This is a genomic window from Stenotrophomonas sp. YJH_SMC_10 (assembly GCF_059371555.1).
On sequence record NZ_JCAFUS010000003.1, the window covers coordinates 302535 to 317209 of the forward strand.

Below are 14675 nucleotides of genomic sequence, written 5' to 3' on the forward strand. Positions count from 1 at the left end.
CGGCATGGCAGCATCTGCCTGCGCCGGAAACCTGGGAGGTGGCGCCACGCACACCGTCATCGAAGGTGACGCCAAGGAAGACTGGATTGTCCAGGACGCTTCCACCTTGAACCTGGCCCCTGGCGCAACTGCCGGGCATGTTCGACTCGACGGACAAAGCACGCTCACCGCGACCGGTGCTCAACTATCCGGCAGCCGACGCGCATCGTTGGTCCGGATCACCAATTCCAATGCCAGCTTTCTTCGAAGCAGCATCCGGAGTACCGCAGGGTACGGCCTCATCCTGGATACTACCCGTCGCGTCCCAGCGGCCCCTCCCTCGATGGTGACGCTGGAGTCTACGATGGTCGAAGGATTGGGTGTTGCCGCGTTGGTCACTGGCCATGGGCAGCTGACCCTCTCCGGCTCCAGCCTGACTGGCAGGGCTGGCCTGAACGCAGGCAGCCGTCCGCATGAAGGCGTCGGCCTATGGATAACGATGGGAGCGGCCATCATCCAGAACGGATCCTACGTACGCGGTGACCGCCACGGGGGCTATCTCGGGTCATCCAAATTCGAGGGTTTCAGTACACACCGCTCCACCCTGCTGCTGGATGGCTCGCGCCTGGAAGGAACCCGTGACAGCGCGATCATCGTCGGCCACGTTTCCGGGACCGACACCGAGGTGGGCATCACGCTGCGCAATGGCGCCGAGCTGATCGCTGGCAACGGGATACTCATCGACCTCCAGCCCAACATCTACGACAGCACACTGAAGGTTCACGCCGATGTGGAGGTCAGCAACAGTCAACTGCGCGGTGACATCCGCGCGCATGCAGGCGGCACCGGCACGCTTGCATTGATTGACAATGCCGCACTGGTGGGTGGCATAACCGGCGCGTTTGATGTGACGCTCAACCGGGGTGGCCGCTGGCGGCTCAGCAAGCGCAGCGATGTGGCGACCTTGAATCTGGGTGATGGCGGCACGGTATCGCTCGGCGACGGCTCCGCCTTCCACACCCTCAACGTGGCCGGCAACTTCATCGGCAACGACGGCACCATCGTGTTCAACACGGTGCTGGCCGGCGACGATGCGGCCACCGACAAGCTGATCATCGGCGGCGATACCCGCGGCCGTGCCAATGTTCGCGTCAACAATGTCGGCGGCGCCGGTGCCCAGACCGACAAGGGCATCGAGCTGATCCAGGTGGGCGGCGCGTCCAATGGCCAGTTCAACCTGGCCGGTCGCGCGGTGGGCGGCCAGTACGAGTACTTCCTGCACAAGGGCACCGGCGCCGATGGCAACTGGTACCTGCGCTCGCAGCTGCCAGCCACGCCGGAGCCGTGCGCAATCGATTCCAGCCTGCCCGAATGCAGCGTGGTGGATCCACCCGACCCCGTTGCTCTGGTCAGCCCGGTTGAACCACTGGCTCCTGTCCACCCCGACCCGGTGCTGCGCCCCGAGCCCGGTGCCTACCTGGCCAACCTGCAGGCCGCGCAGACGATGTTCCGCCTGGGCTACCACGACCGCAACGCCGGCCAGAACTCCGGCCGCGCCTGGGCCCGCGTGGACGGTTCGCGTAACGGCTTCGATGCCATCAGCCGCCAGCTCGACATCCGTGGCAACAGCCAGGCACTGACCGTCGGCGCCGATCTGTGGCGTCACGATTCGGGCAGCAGCGTGGGCGTGATGCTGTCCAGCGGCAACGCCAGCAGCACCTCCACCAACGCGCTGACCGGCTACTACGCCCGCGGCAAGGTGAAGGGCGAGGCGCTGGGCGTCTACGGCACCTGGCGCGGCGGCAACGGTGCCGACCCGTATGCAGGCTTCTATGTGGACGGCTCGTTGCAGCGTGCGCAGTTCCGCAACCGCGTGGAAGGTATCGGCCTGGATACGGAACACTACGACAGCCGTGCCTGGCAGGGTGCGGTGGAAACCGGCTACGCGTTCCGTGTGGGCGGTGCCAGCAACGGCGGCATCTATCTGGAGCCGCAGCTGCAGGTGGGCTACAGCCGCTGGGACAGCAACCGCCACACCGAGGCCAACGGCACGGTGGTGAGCACCGAGAATGCCAATGGCATGTTTGGCCGTGCAGGCCTGCGCCTGTCCGGCGTGACCCGCTGGGGAAACGGTACCGCCGAGGTGCGGCCGTACCTGGCCGCCAACGGGCTGCATACCCGCGCCGAATCGTGGATCCGCATGGATGACGAGATCGCCGATGCGCGTATCCCTCGCAGCCGAGGCGAGTTCAGCGGCGGTGCGTCGGTGAAGTTCGCCAACGGCATCGGCGCCTGGGGCGGGCTGTCGCTGCAGAAGGCCAGCGGCTATCACCAGACCAGCGCACAGCTGGGTGTCAGTTACAGCTGGTAATCGGTCGCCTTCAGCCCGTGGTCGCTTCGATTGCGGGTTGATATCAAGGCGGAAGGTGTGGCTGTCGGGCTGGAGCCTGCGGCCGCGACGTGAAGGGCGCGACAGGGATTGTCGCGCCCGACACTTATTTACCGGGACCCATCGCGGTGAGTGGCATGACCTTTCGATTCTGCCCGTTTGGCAGAAACCATCAATGAGCGTTTCACGTCGTGATGCGTACAGGATGGCGCCGCAGCGTACATACCGCTGCCGGGATTGGAACCCCGTTTTGAGCTACGAGATCTGCTTGCCGTAACTACGGCGGGCGGTGTGCGGCGGCCGCATGGCCCTCCGGCTTTTCTCGTAGCTCAGCCGAAGTTCCAACCTCGCACCGCCCGCCACCCTTGCGGTGGCCCTCGCTTCCGAAGGAGTTCCCGCATGACCCAACGTCCGCTCAGCCCGGCCATGGAGTCGCTGTTCCAGCGCATCGAACACGCCCTCAACAGTGCCGAAGGCATGGCCATCCTCATCGGCGAACAGTACGGCCCCGAGCCGAAGCCGCCCGCGCCGATGGGCTACGACGCCAGGCAGATCGCCAATGCGATGGTCATGCTGAGCCAGCATGGCCGGTCGTTGCTGCAGAAGCTGCGTGCGGAAGCGGAAAAGGTGACCTATCACTAGGCTGCCCTGCAGCCGAGCCTGCTCGGCGCCGTGCGCACCGCACGCAGCGATTGCTGCCTTCAATCGGGCAATGCGCCCTGCAAGGTGGCGAGGTCGGCGCTGTCGACCGGCCTCACCACGCGCGCCACTTCCTGGCCGTCATGCAGCAGCACCACGGTGGGCCACAGTTTTACCTTGAACGCACGCCCCAGCGGCTTTCCCTTGCCATCCTCGATCTTCCAATGCACCAGATCGTGGGCATCCACGAATGCCTGGAGTGCGGGCTGGGCGGCCTGGCAATGGCCACACCAGGGTGCACCAAACTCCAGCAGCTGCCAGCCCGCCTGAGCTTCCACGTCCGCGCCAGTGGGCTCGGCCGCCGGGTAGTCACGCATGAACGGCATGCCGGTTACGCCGCCAACGCTTTCTGGATATCCGCCAGCGGGGCGTTGGTCAGGTCCTTGGCAATATCGCCCAGCAGGCGCGCCTGGACTTCCTTGTGCAGCAGCGGGCGGATGCGGCCCAGCGTGGTCGGGTCTGCCACCAGCACCAGGTGTGCATAGCGGTTGTTGAGCGCATCTTCGTTCAACTGCTCGGCCACCTGCTTGGCGAACGTCGCCTCGTTGAGCTGCGAAATGGACATGTCCTTCGGCACCGCGCCGGCCGGGCCCTGACCAGAGACGCCCTGCTCGCTGATGTCCTGCAGGCGCAGCTCACCTTCCTGCTTCAACGCCAGCTGATGTTCGCTGCCGACGTTGGTGAACACGCGGGCCGAACCACCATCGGCGACGATGATCAGCGTGCCTTCGGGAATGCGACGGGTCATGCGATGCTCCTTCTCGATTGCGTTCGGCGCTACCGTAGACAGCGTGGCGTGAGCGCTGCGGCCAGAGTTCGTTCAACGCATGTCATTGCACGCTGCGCGGATGAACAGGCGCCATGGAACACAGCGTACAGATCAGTCCGCTTCGCTGCATGCTCACGCCGATGCCGTTATGATGAACGGATGATCGACACGACCCACTACGTGACGGGCGCACCTGTTACGTGGGAAGCACTGCCGACCGGCGCTTCGCTTGCCACGATCGCTCCCGCCCTGCCGTTCCACCGCCTCGCGCTGGATCCTGGCGGATGACGCCCGCAGGCCCTCGGCCTGCACGCCCCACGCTGCTGTGACCTCCGGCCGCTGACTGCGCGACCGCTGTGATCCCGTTGCTGCGTTTCCGCCGTTGCGGCGGTGCGTTGCCGTGCGCGTGGCGTCGTGCCTGCACACATTCCCCGGCCCCCCACGCCACTCACCGATGCCCCTGCGCCACCTGCGCCTGCATCGCCGTTTCCGATTTCCGGGACCTACCTCACCGCTCATTTCCCCTCTTCTGCCCACAAGGGAGCCCCCATGCAGGACACCCCCGATGCACATGCCCATTTCGGCTGGTTCAAGCGCCGCCGCCACCTGAAGGTCGATGAGATCACCGTCGTAGACAAGCCCATGCTCAAGCGCGCCGTCGGCGCGGCCGCACTCGGCAATGCCATGGAGTGGTTCGACTTCGGTGTCTACGGCTACCTGGCCGTCACCATCGGCCAGGTGTTCTTCCCGTCCAGCAATCCCACCGCGCAGGTGATCGCCGCGTTCGCCACCTTCACCGTGGCGTTCCTGGTGCGGCCGCTGGGCGGCCTGGTGTTCGGCCCGCTGGGTGATCGTTACGGCCGCCAGAAAGTGCTGGCTTTCACCATGATCCTGATGGCGCTGGGCACCTTTTCGATCGGCCTGATTCCCGCCTACGAGCGCATCGGCATCTGGGCGCCGGTGCTGTTGCTGCTGGCGCGCGTGGTGCAGGGCTTCTCCACCGGCGGCGAGTACGGCGGCGCGGCCACCTTCATCGCCGAGTATTCCACCGACCGCAACCGCGGCCTGATGGGCAGCTGGCTGGAGTTCGGCACGCTGGGCGGCTACATCGCTGGCGCCGGTACCGTCACCGCGCTGCACATGCTGCTGAGCAGCGGGCAGATGCTGGACTGGGGCTGGCGCATTCCGTTCCTGGTGGCCGGCCCGCTGGGCCTGCTCGGCCTGTACATGCGCATGAAGCTCGAGGAAACCCCGGCGTTCCGCGCCTTCGCCGAGGAAGCCGAGAAGCGTGAGCACGAGCGGCCGGGGCTGGGCGCGCTGTTCCAGGTGCATGGCCGCCAGCTGCTGGTGTGCATGGGCCTGGTGCTGGTGTTCAACGTCACCGACTACATGCTGCTGACCTACATGCCCAGCTACCTCAGCGTCACCATGGGCTACGCCGAGAGCAAGGGCCTGCTGCTGATCATCATCGTGATGCTGGTGATGATGCCGCTGAACATCGTCGGCGGCCTGTTCAGTGACCGGCTGGGCCGGCGCCCGATGATCATCGGTGCGTGCATCGCGCTGCTGGTGCTGGCCATTCCGTGCCTGCTGCTGGTCGGCAGCGGCAGCGACGGGCTGATCTTCCTCGGCCTGATGCTGCTGGGGCTGGCGCTGGTGTGCTTCACCAGCTCGATGCCGTCCACGCTGCCGGCGCTGTTCTACACCCCGGTGCGCTACAGCGCGCTGTCGATCGCCTTCAACGTGTCGGTGTCGCTGTTCGGTGGCACCACGCCGCTGGTGACCGCGTGGCTGGTGGAACGCACCGGCGACCCGCTGGTGCCGGCCTATTACCTGATGGGCGCGGCGGTGATCGGGCTGGTGACGATGCTGTTCGTGAAAGAGACCGCCGGCCTGCCGCTGCGCGGTTCACCGCCGGCGGTCGGCAGTGAACGGGAAGCGGCTGCGCTGTTGAAGAGCGATGTGCCGGTGACGGTGGACCCGACCTTGCCGCCGCTGCCGGAGGCTTCAGAGGCCGAGCAGGTGAAGCCGGCCTGAGGCTCGGCGGGACCCGCGCTGTACAGCCGAGCCCGCGCCCGGCTGCCTTTCGGGGATCCGCCGGGCAAGGGCCCGGCGCGACGCCCCGTGCGACATCAATCACCCCGGGTGTTCAACGCCATCGCGCGCATCACGATGGGCTTGGCCCAGCCGGGCGTGTGCAGCAGGTCGGCTACCGCAATCGGGTACTGCAGTTCGCCCGCGGCCATGGCCAGTACCGGCAGCGGCACCACGCAGCCGTCGGCATCGGCCGGCGCGCTGTTGTCGTAGACATGCAGCTCGGCCAGGTGCGGCAGCAGCTCCAGCAGGTTCGCGCGCGCCGAATCGAAGCGCGCGTGGATCTTCTCCACTGGAATGTCATGGCCACCGGCGGCGACCCGCGCGGCAACGCGGGCGATATGCAGCTCGACGTTGGCCAGGCCACAGAACCAGATGGCCACGTGGTGGTGGTCGCACGCCTCGCGCAGCAGGCGCGGGATGGTGTTGCCCCCCAGCGTGGTCTCGAAGGCGAAGTCGGTGCCATCGGCCATGGCCTGGCGCAGGCGGCGGGCGCCTTCCTGCCAGGCCTCGGCGTTCGCCTCCGGCAGCGGCCAGCCGGCATTGACGAGGCGGCGGGTGAAGGAATCCGGGTTGAACCAGCCCAGCCCTTCGGCGTTCAGCCAGGTACCCAGCAACGAACTTTTGCCGGCGCCATTGACGCCGGCCAGCGCCAGGATGCGTCCCATCGATCAGAGCGGACGGCCGAGGGTGACCTTGCCGCCGCGCCGGATCGGCTGTCCCAGCACCTTGGCCAGCCCCGCCCCCTGCTGCAGGCCGGCCAGGGTCTGGTCGAACTCGCTGCGCAGGCGCTGCAGTTCTTCGTTGCGCTCGCCGGCATCACCGCCAGCGGCCTTGGCCAGCAGCTCCTGGTAGGTGCGGATGTCCACGATCACCGCTTCCGGGTGATTGTGGTTGGTGATGACCAGCGCCTGCTTCTCGCGCACGGTGCGCATCAGGCTCGGCCAGCCCCGGGTCTTCACCGACGAGGCCGGGGCCTTCTCAAGGCCAGGTAGATCCAGTGGCAGGGTCATGGCATCGCTCCAGGCGGGGTGGACGACCCCACTATACCCAATTTGGCCAAATTGGGGATAAATCCCCTTTTCAGCCCGATGATCCCGCTTCCGGGGCATCGGTCTGCAGCAGGCTGTCGCGCTCGCGCAGCGGGAAGCGGATCCAGGCATCGAGCCCCTGCGGGCCAAAGCGCAGTTCGCCGCTACCGGCCAGCTCGTACGGCACGCGCTGCTCGATCAGCGCCCGGCCCAGGCCGCGCTGGCGTGGCATTTCCCAGCCCTCCACGTCGGCATGGCGCTCGCACCAGTGCAGGCCCAGCCACGGTTCGGCGTCCTGCACCTGGAGATGCCAGGACACCTCGATCCGCCCCGCCTCGCGCGCGGCCGCGCCATAGCGCAGCGCGTTGCTCGCCAGCTCATGGATGGCCAACGACAGCACCTCGGCCGCTTTCGGTGGCAGCAGCACGTCTTCACCGTGCAGCTCGCACAGGCCCGTGCCCGGCATCTGCGCCGACACTTCCTCTTCGATCATCCCGCGCAGGCAGACCCCGGCATTGCCGCCGCGGGTCAGCAGGCTCTGAGTGCGCGCCAGCGACATCAACCGCCCGCACAGCCGCTCGGCGTACTCGTCCACGCTGGCCACGGTGCTGCGCGTCCGCCAGGCAAGGGCATGGATGGTGGACATGATGTTGCGGACCCGGTGCTGCAGCTCCGCCAGCAGCACCGCCTGGCGCTCGGTGGCGCGCTTGAGGTCGTCGATATCCACCGCAATGGCGAACACCCCGGTCACCTCGCCGTCTGCATCGCGCAGCGGCGCAGCGGCGACGCGTGTCCAGCGGGCGCGCCCGTCGTCATGGATGAACTGGAACTCCAGGCCAGGGACCACCGTCTCCCCCCGCAGGGCGCGGGCGATGGCGAAATCATGGGGTTCGATGGGCGAGCCGTCGGGGTGCCATCCCTGCCAGCGGTAGTGGTTGGGGCGATCGGTGTACGGCACCTTGCCGGTGGGCAGATAGGTCCGCATGCGGTCGTTGGACAGTTGCAGGCGGCCTTCGGCGTCGACAATGCAGACCCCTACCGGCAGCACCTTGAACGCCAGCGCCAGGCGGCGGTCGCTCTCCCGGCGCTTCTGCTCCTCGCGTTCACGGGCGGCCTGCGCGACATGCGCCGCCGTTGTCTCGAACATGGTCACCAGCACGCCGTTGATGCGCCCTTCCTCACCGCGGATGGGGCTATAGGTGATGGTGAACCAGACATCCTCCAACCGTCCCCGCCGCGCCAGCGGATAGAGCTTGTCCTCATAGGTGATGGTCTCGCCCTGCCACACCCGCTGGTAGATCGGGCCGTTGATGTGCCAGACCTCAGGCCAGCACTCGCGCGTGGGCTGGCCAAGCCCGCCCGGATGCTTGTCGGCGAGGATCTCGGCATAGCCATCGTTGTAGAGCTGCACCAGCTGCTCGCCCCACAGCACGATCATCGGGAAGCCGTGGGCCAGCATCAGGTCGACGGTGGCGCGCAGGTGCGGCGGCCATTGCTCGATCGCCCCCAGCGGCGTGCCTGACCAGTCGTGGCGGGCAATTCGGGCGGCCATGCCGTCATGGCGCGCATGCGCCTGCAGCGACGGCGGCATGCCCGCCGGGCGCTCAACGGCCTGGAGACCCTCGATGCGGCGTGACATGCCGCGCAATCAGGCGATGCCCGCAGCCGCCTGCGGGCGTGCCACCAGCCGTGCCAGCTGCTGCACCAGCGCCTCGATGTGATAGGGCTTGGTACAGCGGGGCGCGCCAGCGAAGCGGCTGGGCAGATTGTCATCGTAGCCGGAGGTCAACATGAACGGCGTGCCGGCTTCCGCCAGGCGATCGGCCAAGGGGTAGACCAGTTCTCCCCCCAGGTTGATGTCCAGCAGGGCGACATCGATGGGGTGCTCATCGACCAGACGCCCCAGCGCCTGCAGGTCACCGGCCGGTCCCACCACCTGCGCTCCTTTCAGTTCCAGATAGTCCACCAGGAACATCGCGATGGCGAATTCATCTTCCGCCACCAGCACTCGCAGCCCTTTCAGGCCCTCTGGCTTGTTGCCCGCTTCCAGCACGACCCGCGCTCCTCGATACACGCGGCGTACCTCTGCCGCAACGCCTGCAGGATGCGCGAATCGGGCTACAAGGGCGCGTGATGATCGATGAAGATCGCGGCCACGACCTGTTCACTCCGGCCTTGCGACGGCGTCTTCAGAACGCGCGCTCCCATTTCAGGCTGAGCAGGCTGCGGTCGTGGCTGTACAGCCAGCCGACGTTGCTGTCGATGCGGGCATAGCGCAGGCTGAGGCTGGGGACCAGCCCGGCCACCGCCAGCCGCTCGCTGCGCACGATGGCGATCAGGGTCTGTTCTTCGTCCTGCCGGCGCGCCTCCAGCAATGGGCTCCAGGCCGCGTAATCGCGGTGGCGCAGGGAGATGAACACCGTGGCCGTGGTACCCCGCCACTGACGGGCTGCGCCCATCCGCACGCCGCGCTGGCGGTAGCCGTTGGCCGGGTCGGCAGCGCTGCTGTCGGTCAGGTCCACGCCCGCGAACAGGGTCCAGCGCGGGTTGAGCGCGCGGAACCCGGTGGCATACAGCGCCGCCAGTTCGCCATCGTAGTTGTCGGCCAGGCCCGGCCGCCGGTAGCGCTGGCGTTTCCAGTCGGCCTCCAGCTTGAGCAGGCTGCGCGCGTCCAGCGCGTACTGCCATTCGCCGTGCACGCCACTGCCGCCCTGCAGGGCATGGTTGCCCAGCGCCTGGTAGTCATAGCTCGGCGCCAGCTGCAGGGTGTGCCGTGCACTGCGCCAGCTGTAGCCGGCCTGCACGCTGGCGTTGAGCTCGTTGTATGCACTGTAGCCACGCCAGGCCTGGCCGAACGCCAGCCCGCGCACGTACAGCCCATGATGGCCGGCCAGCGCCCAGCGCCGTTCCAGGTTGGCGTCGTAGTCCAGGCCGGTGGCGCGCTGCGCTTCGGGCAGCGTGCGTTCGATCAGGCAGGTGTCGCCGACACCGAACAGGCACGTGCGGCTGGCCGAACTGCGGTTGATGTTGTCGCTCCATGCAGGCCCGGCGGCGACCGAACCCTTCCAGCGCCTGCGTGCCTGCAACGCGTCCAGATAGCTGTCCACGCGTGCGCGCACACCTGCGGTGGCCGGATCGTTGCTGTCGATACCGGCCTTGATTGCACCGAACAATGCCACCGCATCGCGATCACGCTGGTCTTCGGCATAGACACGCGCCAGTTCAAGGCGGGCGGGCAGGAAGTCCGGCTGCGCGGCCAGCAGTGCTTCGTACTCCTGTGCGGCGCGCGAATGGTCACCGGCGACGCGGGCCAACGCACCCTGCGCATAGCGGCGCAGCAGCGGATCGTGCCCGGGAAGCTCGATGTACTCGGCCAGGAATGCCGCGGCGGCCTGCCACTGCCGGTGCTGCAGCGACAGGTACAGCGCCTGCCCGAGATCATCGACGGTGCGCTCCTCCCGCACGGTCTGGCCATCGAGGGTGAGCGTCGGCCGTTGCGATTCGGCCTGCTGCAGGCGCTGCTGGTCCTGCTGCTGGTGGCGCAGTTCGCTGCCCTGTTCGAGCACGCGGCGGAGGTCGTCCTGCTGGGCGCGCACGTCGGCGGCAGCCAGCAGCAGGAACACGGGAAGCAGGGGGTGGCGCATGGTCGATCCGTGGTGCATGCAGCGGGCCGAAGCAGGGACTGGCGGATCGCGGCTTGTCCCTGCCCTGCCCCGTCAGGGGCGTGGCAATCAGTTCTTGCTGCCGCCGAAGGCGGTGTCGTACTGGCTGTTGCCGGCGAACGTGGCGATACCGGCCAGGGTGGCGGCGTTGGCGCCGAAGAACTGACCCTGGCTGTTGCCGGTGACCGAACCGTTGGCGACGGCGGTGCCGGCGAAGGACGCATCGGCGCTGTTGATGTTGGCGCTGATCGCCAGGGTCTGGCCACCACCGGCCAGGCCGCCGGTCAGCTTGCCAGTGCCGAAGTCCGCCGCGAAGGTGCCGCTGAGCAGGTTGCTGCCGTTGAACTTGTTCAGGCCGGCGACCGCGTAGGTGGCGGTGCCGCTGGGCAACGTGGTGCCTGCGCGGTCGCCGGCGAAGTACACCTGGCGGTTGTTGAAGCCACCCGCAGCGCCATCCTTGGACCATTCACCGAACCACACATCGCCACTGCCCACCTTGACGAAGTTGAAGTGGCCCATGCCGGCATGGTTGCCCGGCGTGCCGGTGATCGGCATGGCCAGCGTACGCACGGTCACGTTGCCCACGGTGCTGGGGGCCGAGTACGCGGACAGGCCCTGGAAATCGACCGGCTTGGCGTTGGAGACGGTGCCGACGCCGATGCCGGCCTTGCCTGCGCTGTGCGGTCCGCCGTTGACTTCGGAGGCACCGACCTTGACGTACAGCTGCGAATCGGTGGCCGGGCTGGCCGCACCGACGATGTCGGCCGCCTGGGCGGCACCGGCCAGGGCGAAGGTGGCGGCCATGGCCAGTACGGAACGGGAGATCATCTTCATGGAACTACTCCTTGGGTTGAGGGAACAACGGGTACAACAACAGAACAGGTGATCAGAAGCGCGCAGTGACACCGAGCTTCAGCGTGCGCCCTGGCGCCGGCAGCGTGGAGCGCGTGGCCGGGTCGACGTAGTAGCGGTTGCCGAGATTGGTCCCGACCAGCTCGACGCTGGCGTGGTCGTTGATGCGCCAGCGCGCGTAGGCGTCGACGGTGGTGATGTTTCCCCAGGTGAACGGCACGTTCTGCCAGATCAGGCCACCACTGCCGCCATACAGGCGGTCGCGATAGGCCTGCAGGTCCGGGTTCTGGTGGCGCTGGTAATGCACGATGCGGCTGCCCAGTTCCAGGCGCTCATCGAACAGCCGGGTGCCCAGCGACCCGTTCACCGACAACCGGGGAATGGCCTGGGTCAGCAGGTAGCCACTGACGAAGCCGTCCTGCACGCAGTCGGGCACCTTGCCGGCCAGTGCATCGAGCTGCACCGCCATGCTTTCGTCGCACACCTTGTTTTCCAGCGTGCGGCTGATGCCCAGGTCGATGAAGATGCGGCGGTTGTCGAAGCGCGCCTGCAGCTCCACGCCGCGGATGCGCTGCTTGTCCAGGTTGTCGAACTGGAAATTGCCGTCGCGCTCGATCACGTTGCGGGTCTTGTGCACGTAGTAGGCCAGCTTCACGTCGGCATCGGCGGTGTTGCCGAACAGCGCCGACAGGTTGTGCACGTAGCCCACTTCGTAGTTGTAGGCGTGTTCGGGCTTGAGCGGGTACAGCGGGTTCAGGCTGCTGGAGAACGCGATGGTGCTCTCGAACATGCTGGGGAAACGCACCGCCTCGCTGTAACGCACATAGGCCCGCGCATTGGGCGAGAAATGCGCGGTGGCCGAGAAGGTCGGCAACCAGGCATGGTCGCGCCTGCGCTCATTGCGCCCGGATACCGTCTGCGGCCGCCCGCTCTGGATGCTGCACAGGATCTGCGCGCCCTGCACCGGCAACAGCCCGGGAATGGCCGCCACCTCGCCATTCAGGCAGGGGTTGCTGGCACGGCGGTAGTTGCCGTCTGCATCCGGCAGCCAGGGAATGCTGTGCTCCACCGCCACCGGCGTCTCGTACCTGCTCAGCAGGCCCTTGAGCAGATCATCGACGATGAAGCCCATGCCGATGCTGTCCCAGAACTCGCGCTGCGACTCGATGGCGTCGATCTCGCCCTGCAGGCTGGCCGGGCGTTCGGGCAGTTCGTTGACCCGGTAGCGGGCCTCCCTGGGGAACACCGAGGTGGTCATCAGCTCCGGGTGTTCCTGCAGGAAATCATCGAAGGCCCAATAGCGCGCGTAGCGCACGCCGGCGCTCAGGGAGAGGAAATCCACCGGCCGCCAGTCCAGCACCAGATAGCCCTCGCCTTCCTGGCGGCGCCCGGCGCGCGGGTACATGCGCCAGCCATCGCTGACCCCGAAGTACGGGTCCGCCGAGCGCAGTTTCTCGAACTGCCAGTTGCCGCCCACGGTCAGGTCCAGGGTGGAATGCAACGCGAAGCGGTTGCTCAGGGTCAGGCCGGTGCGGTCGTTGCGGGCATTGGCCAGCGCGGTATTGCGCAGGATCGGGCTGCTGCCGGGGTTCCAGTCGGGGTTGCTGGCAAAATTGGGGAAGCCGCCAGCGGTGTAGGTATCGCTGGTAGTTTCGGTGCGCCACAGGTTGGCACGCAGGTCCAGCCAGCGGCTGCCGGCGGGCTGCCAGTGGTATTCCAGGTTCCAGGCATCGGCATCGACGCGGCTCAGCGGCCACTGGATGCGGCCGTAGTCGGGCGCAGACAGGATGCGCGAGGGCATGATCTCGCCGTAGTGGGAGAGCGTACGCCGCCAGGTCGCGCGCAGCTGCTGGTCATCGTTGATCTGCCAGGTCGCCTTCAGCAGCCACGATTCCTGTTCGCTGGAGGTGTTGGGCACCTCGTCGCCGGGCTTGAAGTAGCGCGCCAGCGTGGTGATGTAGTCCAGGCCCTTGTACTCGAACTGCTCGCGTGGCTCCTGGTCGTAGTAGGCCGCGCCGCGGGTGCCGGAGAAGTAATTGCCGCGCTTGCGCCAGGCATAGGCCGCCATCAGGTCCACATGCTCGCCGCGCAGGCCCAGCGCCAGCCGCCAGGCCTGGTCTTCCCCGGCGAACACATTGGTTTCGGAACCCCGCGACTTCACCGGCACCAGCAGCGTGCTGTCGGCATACGGCGCCGAGGGCGAGCCCTGCGGGAACCCGGGCACCGTGCGGTAGTCCTCGCCGGTATGCAGCCGCGGCAGGCGTGGCGCCACCGCATTGCTGCTGCCTTCGATCTTCAGCTCCCCGCCGAAGCGCTCACCGGCTTCCACGATGTCATCGACGTCGATGGTCTTGATCACCAGCGCGCCACCGATCCCGCTGTGCACATCGCGCACCAGCCCTGGCCCCTTGATGACCTGGATGCCACCTATCAGGTTGGGATCGATGTAGTTGCGGTTGCTGACGCCGTTGTAGCCGCGCCACACGGTCAACGCCTGCTCGCCACCGTCGATGCTGACCGGCACCCGCCCCGGCCCCTGGATGCCGCGGATGTTGATGTCCAGCGCGCCGCTGTTGCGCGCATCGCCGCTGAACACACCGACCAGATCCTTGACCACGTCGGCCGGATTGGCGCCGCGGTAGCGCTCCACCCGGTCGCGCCCCGAATACGCCGTGGTCATGTCCAGTGCGAACACATCGTCGTAGCCGCGCCGATCGCGGGCCTCACCCCCGTCCGACTGCAGGCGACCGGCCACATCCAGTGTCTCGGTCACCCGCACCCCTTCCCCTTCCCCATCCCCGTCCGCCGCCGCTGCGGCGCGCAGGCTCCAGGTACCGTCCAGGCCGCGCTGCGCGCGCACGCCACTGCCGCGCAGCAGCTGTTGCAGGGCCTGCATCTGGCTGTACTCGCCGTTCACCGCGCTGGAACGACGCCCTTCCACCAGGTCACTACGGAACACCACCTGCACATCGGCCTGGCGGCCAAAGCTGCGCACGGCATCGGCCAGCGGTTGTTCCGGGATGGCGTAGCTGCGCAGCGGTGCGGCCACCGCCGCTTGCGCCTGCGCGCTCGGCACCCAGGCCATCGGCAGCACTGCGGTGGAGATGGCCAAGGCCAAGACAGTGGCGCGGCGATGACAGGCAGATGCCGTGGACGGCATGGACAGGAACTCCTCAAGCGGGGCGGGACCACGGGCACGT

At 67.4% G+C, this 14675-nt stretch carries 13 protein-coding genes; 4 read left to right on the top strand and 9 right to left on the bottom strand.

The window, feature by feature from the left end; all coding sequences use genetic code 11:
- Nucleotides 1–343: 343 nt before the first annotated feature.
- Entirely contained in the window at nt 344–2350 is a 2007-nt protein-coding gene (locus AC5P9C_RS07045) for an autotransporter family protein (protein WP_343541331.1), read from the top strand.
- Nucleotides 2351–2767: 417 nt separating this feature from the next.
- The gene (locus tag AC5P9C_RS07050) at nt 2768–3010 is read left to right on the top strand and encodes a hypothetical protein (protein WP_049439420.1); all 243 of its coding nucleotides are present in this window, start codon (nt 2768–2770) and stop codon (nt 3008–3010) included.
- Between the two features lie 59 nt (nt 3011–3069).
- Here AC5P9C_RS07050 and AC5P9C_RS07055 read toward each other — a convergent pair whose 3' ends face one another.
- The gene (locus AC5P9C_RS07055) at nt 3070–3393 is read right to left on the bottom strand and encodes a thioredoxin family protein (protein ID WP_343541329.1); all 324 of its coding nucleotides are present in this window, start codon (nt 3391–3393) and stop codon (nt 3070–3072) included.
- 5 nt (nt 3394–3398) lie between these two features.
- Nucleotides 3399–3815 (bottom strand): host attachment family protein, encoded by a 417-nt coding sequence (locus AC5P9C_RS07060; RefSeq protein WP_014037377.1) that lies wholly within the window; start codon nt 3813–3815, stop codon nt 3399–3401.
- Nucleotides 3816–3995: 180 nt separating this feature from the next.
- On the opposite strand from AC5P9C_RS07060, the gene AC5P9C_RS07065 reads away from it, so the two are divergent.
- Both AC5P9C_RS07065 and proP read left to right on the top strand, forming a co-directional pair.
- A complete protein-coding gene (locus tag AC5P9C_RS07065) occupies nt 3996–4124 on the top strand; it encodes a hypothetical protein (RefSeq protein ID WP_259344776.1) in 129 nt (42 codons plus the stop codon).
- A 261-nt stretch (nt 4125–4385) separates the two neighbouring features.
- Nucleotides 4386–5873, top strand: coding sequence for a glycine betaine/L-proline transporter ProP (gene proP, locus AC5P9C_RS07070; RefSeq protein WP_049467055.1), 1488 nt, complete (start codon nt 4386–4388; stop codon nt 5871–5873).
- A gap of 95 nt (nt 5874–5968) precedes the next feature.
- Here the strand turns inward: proP and AC5P9C_RS07075 are convergent, their stop codons facing one another.
- The 7 genes from AC5P9C_RS07075 to AC5P9C_RS07105 all read right to left on the bottom strand — a co-directional run bounded on the left by AC5P9C_RS07075 (nt 5969) and on the right by AC5P9C_RS07105 (nt 14635).
- On the bottom strand, nt 5969–6598 hold the full coding sequence (locus AC5P9C_RS07075) for an ATPase (RefSeq protein WP_074725251.1): 630 nt from the start codon (nt 6596–6598) through the stop codon (nt 5969–5971).
- A gap of 3 nt (nt 6599–6601) precedes the next feature.
- Nucleotides 6602–6943, bottom strand: coding sequence for a type II toxin-antitoxin system prevent-host-death family antitoxin (locus tag AC5P9C_RS07080; protein WP_049467051.1), 342 nt, complete (start codon nt 6941–6943; stop codon nt 6602–6604).
- Nucleotides 6944–7013: 70 nt separating this feature from the next.
- Nucleotides 7014–8600: a sensor histidine kinase gene (locus AC5P9C_RS07085; RefSeq protein ID WP_343541324.1), complete on the bottom strand. Its 1587-nt coding sequence runs from the start codon at nt 8598–8600 to the stop codon at nt 7014–7016.
- Between the two features lie 9 nt (nt 8601–8609).
- Nucleotides 8610–9014: a response regulator gene (locus AC5P9C_RS07090; RefSeq protein WP_049467048.1), complete on the bottom strand. Its 405-nt coding sequence runs from the start codon at nt 9012–9014 to the stop codon at nt 8610–8612.
- 136 nt (nt 9015–9150) lie between these two features.
- Nucleotides 9151–10605, bottom strand: a complete 1455-nt coding sequence (locus tag AC5P9C_RS07095) for a surface lipoprotein assembly modifier (protein WP_343541322.1) — start codon at nt 10603–10605, stop codon at nt 9151–9153.
- A gap of 87 nt (nt 10606–10692) precedes the next feature.
- Nucleotides 10693–11457 carry a Slam-dependent surface lipoprotein gene (locus AC5P9C_RS07100; protein WP_049467045.1) on the bottom strand — a complete coding sequence of 255 codons (765 nt, stop codon included), beginning with the start codon at nt 11455–11457 and terminating at the stop codon, nt 10693–10695.
- A 52-nt stretch (nt 11458–11509) separates the two neighbouring features.
- Nucleotides 11510–14635: a TonB-dependent receptor gene (locus tag AC5P9C_RS07105; RefSeq protein WP_414615012.1), complete on the bottom strand. Its 3126-nt coding sequence runs from the start codon at nt 14633–14635 to the stop codon at nt 11510–11512.
- Nucleotides 14636–14675 lie beyond the last annotated feature (40 nt).